Genomic DNA, 6806 nt, shown 5'->3' with positions numbered 1-6806 from the left:
TTCGGCCCAGTTGCAGCGAGTGCTTCACGCCCGTGGGGGTGATCGACAGCACCACGGCCCAATCGCTTGCGGGGTCGGCTTCCACGGTGAACTCAGCCTCGAGCAATCCCTGCAGACGAAGTTGCTCTGCCCAGCCAGCCTAGTCGCCGACGATGAGGAACGGAAGGTCCCGCGCGCCGAGCAGGGAGAGTTTAGATTCGTCCTGAGACAGCAGCATATGGAACGAGACAGGCATGTCCCCCACCCCCCCGCCTTCCGACCATGGGACGGCAATGAGGTCCGGCCCGCCGAGTCGCCGGCTTTTGGAGAAGACCACCTCGCCACTCTCCAGGTCCACCACCTGGGCCCAGCCTGCCTTGAGCCGACCACCTTCTCCGGTGCACTGCCCCAGCGTGACCCTGAAAACCAGATCGAACCAACCGCCTGTTGGGTCTCGGACGGGCCAACGCCCTCCTTGCCGTCGTCATCCTCCTACGGTGCTTGCGCGAGCTGGCACACCGTCCAGGTAACCCCATTGCCGCAGCAGGTCTAGTTGCGGGTCCGACACGCGCGCCCCAATGTCCTTGCGATAGCGCAAATTCGGCACATAGACCTTGCTCACCACCTCCAGAGCTCTCAGGCGGGCCGCATCCACCGTAGCGGCGCACCCTGTGGCTACGCCTACATAACCGCATGTTCCGCTGGTGACCATGGCGCCATGGCGCATCTCCACCTCGGCGAAGGCAATAGCTTCGCGGTCAACGGGCGCGAGGTCGTGGTCCAGGATGATGGGGATCCCCTTGGATAGTTCGGCGTAGCCCTGGCGGTAGGGGAAAGGCGGCACCGTCAGCACCACACCAACGGCGAAACCGGGTGCAGTGGCGAAACGGGTGGCCGAGCGGCGGGCCATGGCCAGGAAAATGCTCTCCCACGGCTGGCGATGCAGCTGCTCGCAAATGGCGTAGCCCGGGTAGCCGAAGCGGCTGGTGAACTCCAGCGGCCACAACCCATCAGCATTGGCCATCAGATTGACGTTGATGTAACCGCAGTACCCGCCGTCACGCAGCACGCCAGCAAGCGGCTGCAGCACGAAGTCGCGCAGCGCGCCACTGCCGTCGTAGCTGACCACAGTCCCCATCTCGCCAGTCAGCTCGCCGAGCTCACCGGGGAAGAAGCGCTTGTGCTCGAAGTCAATGCAGGCCGTGTCCAGGAAAACGCTGCCATTGAAATACCCGCCTACGCCGATCTCGATACCTTCAATGTATTCCATGAGAACGAAGTCCAGCAGCTCGTGCGTGGCTTCGCTATTGGCGTGAAACTGCAGCAGTGCCGCCAGGTCGCGGCTGTCGCTGGCCTGTGCGATGTAGTTCTTGGTGCGCAGGCTGTGGGTGCCGTTGAATTTGAGGACGTAGCGCTGGTGCCTGCCGGACAAGAAATCCAACGCCTCGCGGTACGAGCTGAAAGTGTGGCTGCTGGCGGTGCGCAGGCCTGCCTGCCGAAGACTGGACTGGCCGTACTCCCGATCGCCCTCCAGCCGGTCACCAAGCGCACTGCCACCGATCACCTGGAAGCCCTGCGCACGCAAATCGTCCTGCACCGCGCCCTGGTCAGCAGTCTCGAAGACGATGAGACCCTGCTCCGCAGCCTCTGCGATCCAACCCAGCTCTTGCTGCCAATCGTCGGTGCGCGCCACTATGCCGCTGAAGACGCCGTGGCTGGCCTCGTCGCGCACGAACACCCGGACCTCGTGACCGCGTGCCTCCATGCCGGCGTACATGGCGGCTAGGTCATTGCATTCGCCGACACCCAAAATCCTCATCAGCCAGCCCTTTGCACCACCATGCCGATGGCGGCGATGCGCTCCACGTCACCGTACACATCGCGGTCTAACTCTTCGCCGAAAACGTCCGGATCGATTTCGCGCTGCACAAAGCTGCATCTGGCGGCAGCCGCCTTGCGGGCGGCCCATTCAGAAAACGGATCCACTCCCCGCACCACGGCACTGCCGGTATAGAGAATGAGGCGCCCACCCGGAGCAAGGTGGGCAATGGACTGCTCGAGAATTCGCTGCGAGAGTCCTTCACCATAGTCTCCCCCGCCATGGCGGTAGGTGCGCTGGTCAGCATCAACCAGGTACGGCGGGTTTGACACAATGAGATCAAACTCGCCGGAAACCTGGCTGAACAGGTCGGACTGAACAATGGCGCAACGTTCGTGCAACTGCGCAATGCGGGCATTGGCCCGGCTCAGCGCAAGCGCTGCGGGGTTGATGTCGGCCAGCACCAGTTCTCGCACGGGCGCAACGCAAGCGCGCACCGCTGCCAAGCCGCCCGGTCCACCACCGCAGCCCATGTCCAGGATTCTGCTGCCGGCTTTCAGTGGACGTGCCGCGAGTTCGCCGGTCACCAGTGCGGCGAAGCGGTAGGTGTCAGGCCCGAAGAAGACGGCATCCTCCTGTGTGGTCGGGTACCCGGAATGAGCGTAGAGATCGGGACCCAATGTGCTGAAGCGCAGCGTGCTCCAGTAGCGCCCGTCGCCCGCATTTTCCAGCACTCCACCAGCAAACAGTGCCTCCAACAGCCCTGCTGGAAGAAGGTCGGCGTTGAAAGGCAGATTCCAGCCGAAGGCGTCGCGCAGGTCTCGCGCCGCCATGCTGCCAAGGTTGCGCAGAACGCGCTGGTGCGTCAGTGGAGTGACGGTGATGAATTGGTACTGGGTGGATTGGAGATGGCGGCCCAGTGCAATCACCTGCTCGATGTCCTGCTCATCCATGGTGCTCAACAGCCGCGGTGAGCGTACACATCGAGTCGCCGGCCAAGGCACTGCACGATGCCGTCGCTCTGTGTCGCTGCGGGCTGGGGCTGATCGCGACCGCCAAATGGGCGGTTCGCATCCCCTTCTTCAATCAAGCCCACCGCCGCCGATGCGCCGTAAGCGACCATGGCCAATCCGGCGCCGATGAACGATACCGCGTGACCAGTATGGGGAAGTTGCTGGATCATGGAAGCCTCCTAATGCATCGGGCGATCTTGTACCCGCGACTCCACCGGCGCTGTAGGAAGACTCCCCGCAAATTCTGCTTGAAGTCCGATGCCATCGAGCTTTACCGGCTGCAGCAGCATCTTTGATCGCAGCCGCTTGGCCCAATTTCCCCAACCTCTCGTCGGTCGCCCTCTCTTCGGCAAGCGAGGCCTGCAGCAAAGGCACCGCGGCGGTGTAGCGGAGTTTGGTGGTCAGGGTGGTCAACGTCGTATAGCTTGCGATCTCGTCATGCTCCACCTTTTGCGCCGCGCCGATCAGGGCAACATCAAGCACCGGACCCTTTTCGATTTCGTCGATCAGATCCTTGCCTTCTTCCACCAGGTCTTCCATGGCGGCGCATTTGATGCGCTTGAGCTTTAGGTTCAGCAACTCCACGACTTCATCAATGCGAGCCACTTGCCCCTGCGTTTCCTCGAGATGGTCTAGGAAGGCTTGAGAGGGCTGTGGATCGGCGGAGGCGCGTGCCATCCTGGGGAGCGATTTGATCAGCTGCTTCTCGGCGCTGTACGTGTCCGGGAGTTTGTGAAGATATAGGTGGGCGGCAGCCTTGACAGCCATGGTGGGCTTCCAGGTTGAATGCCGGAATTCTCAGATTCAGTTCCACTGCTTTTAGCAAGACAACACCTCGTTCGATGCATCTGCAAATGATGTCGCTCTCGGCCATTTGTCCGACACGTAATGCGACAGCCAACTCGCAATATCGGGGCCCGCGTTGCACGAAAGAGAGTTCCGCAAATGCCCCACTCCGTTTCCCTAACGGTCAATGACCGTGCTCGTACGTTGGAGGTTGAGCCCTCTGTCACGCTTCTGGATCTCTTGCATGACAAGCTGGGACTTACCGGCGTTAAGAAGGGGTGCGACCACGGCCAATGCGGCGCCTGCACGGTGCTCATCGATGGCGAGCGCATCAACTCCTGCCTCACGCTTGCCGTGATGAAAAATGGCGCCCGTGTGACTACAGTTGAAGGCTTGGCCAGAGGCAACGAGCTACACCCGCTGCAGAAGGCGTTCATCGAGCACGACGCCTTTCAGTGCGGCTATTGCACACCGGGTCAGCTCTGCTCTGCGCGAGGGCTGATGAACGAGGGGCGTGCGCGAACGCGTGAGGAGGTGCGGGAACTCATGAGCGGCAACCTGTGCCGCTGCGGGGCCTATGTACAGATTCTGGATGCGGTGGTCGAAGTGGCGCTTGCAGACAGGGGGCAGCAATGAGCCCATTCACCTTTGATGCCGCTGCAGATACCGCAACAGCCATCGCACGCGGGCGCGATGCAGCTTACATCGCGGGCGGTACGAACCTGCTGGATCTGATGAAGGAAGGGGTGGCGCGCCCGCAACGGCTGATAGATATCAACGCCCTTCCCCTGGCGACCATCGAGCCGTCGCCAAACGGCGGCCTGCTTCTTGGCGCACTCGCGCGCAATGCTGCAACAGCCTACCACCCGCTGGTACGAGATGGCTACCCCCTCCTGGCCGCCGCCATCCTGTCTGGGGCCTCTCCGCAGATCCGCAATATGGCAACCGATGGCGGAAACCTGCTGCAGCGTACGCGCTGCTACTACTTCTACGATACCGGCACCCCCTGCAACAAGCGTGCTCCAGGCAGCGGATGCTCGGCCATCGGAAACCTGGCGCGCCAGCACGCGATCCTGGGCGCAAGCGCGCATTGCATTGCCACGCATCCTTCCGACATGTGCGTGGCCCTTGCAGCACTGGAAGCGATTGTCCATGTGGAATCATCCACCGGCCGCCGCAGCATCCCTTTCGTCGACTTCCATCGCCTCCCTGAAGACCACCCCGATATCGACAATACACTGCAGCCGGGCGAGTTGATCACCCACATCGAGCTGCCTCCTGCGCAGGCGTTCGCGCCACACAGCGCCTACCTCAAGATCCGGGAGCGCGCCTCGTATGCCTTCGCCCTTGTATCGGTGGCCGCTGCACTGCAACTCGATTCGGACGGCCGCATAGCCCAGGCTCGCATTGCCCTGGGTGGGGTAGCCCACAAGCCTTGGCGCCGACCCGAAGCAGAAGTGTTGCTGCACGGGCAGCACCCGGAGTCCACAGTGTTTGCCAAAGCCGCCGAGGCACTGATAGCCGGGGCACAGGTCCAGGGTAGGTCATTGGGCAGCAACGCCTTCAAGATTCCGATGGCGCAGCGCGCCGTGGTACGTGCACTCGAAATGGCCCTCGCAGGCCAGACCAGCATGCTGCTTGGCAGCGCGAACAAGGGGCAAAACGCATGACATTCGCGACGCAATCGTTCTCACTCTCCACGTCACAGCAACCAATGGCGGAGCCTGGGACAGGCTACGTCCAGATCGGTGACTCCATATCGCGTACGGATGGTCGCGCCAAGGTCACCGGGCAGGCGCTGTACGCGGCGGACCATTTCGTGGCTGGCATGCTGTTCGCGGTGGTGGTCAACAGCACCATCGCCAGGGGCCGCATCGTGCGCTTCGATTTGGAACGGGCAAGAGCCACGCCGCGCGTGCGCGACATCATCACACACGAGAACCGACCTCACAAGAGGTCAATGGACATCTTCTACAAGGACATGACTGCCCCGGGCGGCTCGCCCTTCAAGCCTCTGCACAGCGGCGCCATCCTGTACAGCGGTCAGCCTATCGCCGTGGTCCTGGCCGAGACCTTCGAGGCGGCCCGCGAGGCCTCTCAGTTGGTGCGGGTGGAGTACGAGGCCGAGCCACACGATACAGACCTGCTAGCGCAGCTGCACCGCGCACACGAACCTAAGGGCTTCAAGGCAGGCTATGTGCCACCACCGAAGCCCAAGGGCGATGCCGATGCAGCCTTCGCTTCAGCGCCCGTGAAAATCGATGCGCAGTATTACAGCGGCGCGGAACACCACAACCCCATGGAAATGCACGCCACCACCGTGGTGCGCGGCGAGGACGGCCACCTTACGGTGTACGACAAAACCCAGGGATCCCAAAACAGCCGCTGGGTTGTCTCGCGCGTTTTCGGCCTTGGAAAAAGCAAACTCACCGTCAAAAATCCGTTTGTGGGCGGCGCCTTCGGCTCTGGGCTGCGGCCTCAGTACAACCTCATACTGGCGGTGATGGCCTCGTTGCACACTAAGTGCTCCGTACGGTTGGTGCTTACCCGCCAGCAGATGTTCACGTTTGGACACAGGCCCGAGACCACGCAGCGCATCAGGCTGGGCGCCGAGCGCGACGGCAGGCTCACCTCCATCATCCATGAGGCCTTCGCGGAGACATCGCGACTGGAAGACTACGTGGAGGTGGTGGTGAACTGGTCAGGGCAGCTGTACACGAGCGACAGCGTGCGCCTTGAGTACAAGCTCGTGGACCTGGACCGCTACAGCCCCATTGACATGCGCGCGCCGGGAGCTGCCCATGGCGTGCATGCCATCGAGGTGGCCATGGACGAGCTCTCCTACGCGCTCGGCATGGATCCGTTGGCGTTGCGTCTGAAGAACTACGCGGAGCTAGACCCATCCACCGACCTTCCCCATTCCACAAAGGAACTCAAGGCCTGCTATGCCCAAGGCGCCGAACGCTTCGGCTGGGCCCGCAGGCCGCTTCAGCCGAGGTCGATGCGTGAGGGCAACGAACTGATTGGCTGGGGCATGGCTACAGGCGTGTGGGATGCCATGCAGATGTTCGCAAGGGCCCGCGCCGTGCTCTACCCTGATGGCCGGCTGGAGGTGAGCAGCGCCTCAAGTTAAATCTGCACCGGAACCTATACCGTCATGGCGCAGATTGCTTCCGCGTCACTGGGTTTGCCACTCGAGAAGGGGACGT

Annotated in this window: 5 protein-coding genes and 1 pseudogene; 3 read left to right on the top strand and 3 right to left on the bottom strand. The window is 62.3% G+C overall.

The genetic code is table 11. The features are described from left to right. Positions 1-463: 463 nt before the first annotated feature. The 3 genes from ACK59X_RS23345 to ACK59X_RS23335 all read right to left on the bottom strand — a co-directional run bounded on the left by ACK59X_RS23345 (position 464) and on the right by ACK59X_RS23335 (position 3579). Positions 464-1798: a phosphoribosylamine--glycine ligase gene (locus ACK59X_RS23345; protein WP_409960767.1), complete on the bottom strand. Its 1335-nt coding sequence runs from the start codon at positions 1796-1798 to the stop codon at positions 464-466. Next, a complete protein-coding gene (locus ACK59X_RS23340; protein WP_409960766.1) occupies positions 1798-2751 on the bottom strand; it encodes a methyltransferase in 954 nt (317 codons plus the stop codon). The genes ACK59X_RS23345 and ACK59X_RS23340 overlap by 1 nt, the downstream gene beginning before the upstream one ends. 129 nt (positions 2752-2880) lie before the next feature. Continuing rightward, positions 2881-3579 carry a ferritin-like domain-containing protein gene (locus tag ACK59X_RS23335; protein WP_409960765.1) on the bottom strand — a complete coding sequence of 233 codons (699 nt, stop codon included), beginning with the start codon at positions 3577-3579 and terminating at the stop codon, positions 2881-2883. A 177-nt stretch (positions 3580-3756) separates the two neighbouring features. On the opposite strand from ACK59X_RS23335, the gene ACK59X_RS23330 reads away from it, so the two are divergent. The 3 genes and pseudogenes from ACK59X_RS23330 to ACK59X_RS23320 all read left to right on the top strand — a co-directional run. After that, complete coding sequence (locus tag ACK59X_RS23330; protein WP_409960764.1) at positions 3757-4233, top strand: (2Fe-2S)-binding protein; 477 nt, start codon at positions 3757-3759, stop codon at positions 4231-4233. Then, the gene (locus ACK59X_RS23325) at positions 4230-5267 is read left to right on the top strand and encodes an FAD binding domain-containing protein (RefSeq protein WP_409960763.1); all 1038 of its coding nucleotides are present in this window, start codon (positions 4230-4232) and stop codon (positions 5265-5267) included. The genes ACK59X_RS23330 and ACK59X_RS23325 overlap by 4 nt, the downstream gene beginning before the upstream one ends. After that, positions 5264-6806: pseudogene (locus ACK59X_RS23320) on the top strand (xanthine dehydrogenase family protein molybdopterin-binding subunit); the annotation flags it as partial. The gene ACK59X_RS23325 and the pseudogene ACK59X_RS23320, both read left to right, overlap by 4 nt.

It is taken from the genome of Acidovorax sp. (assembly GCF_046339755.1).
Lineage (GTDB): Bacteria > Pseudomonadota > Gammaproteobacteria > Burkholderiales > Burkholderiaceae_C > Acidovorax.
This window is presented reverse-complemented; position numbering and strand designations above follow the sequence as displayed.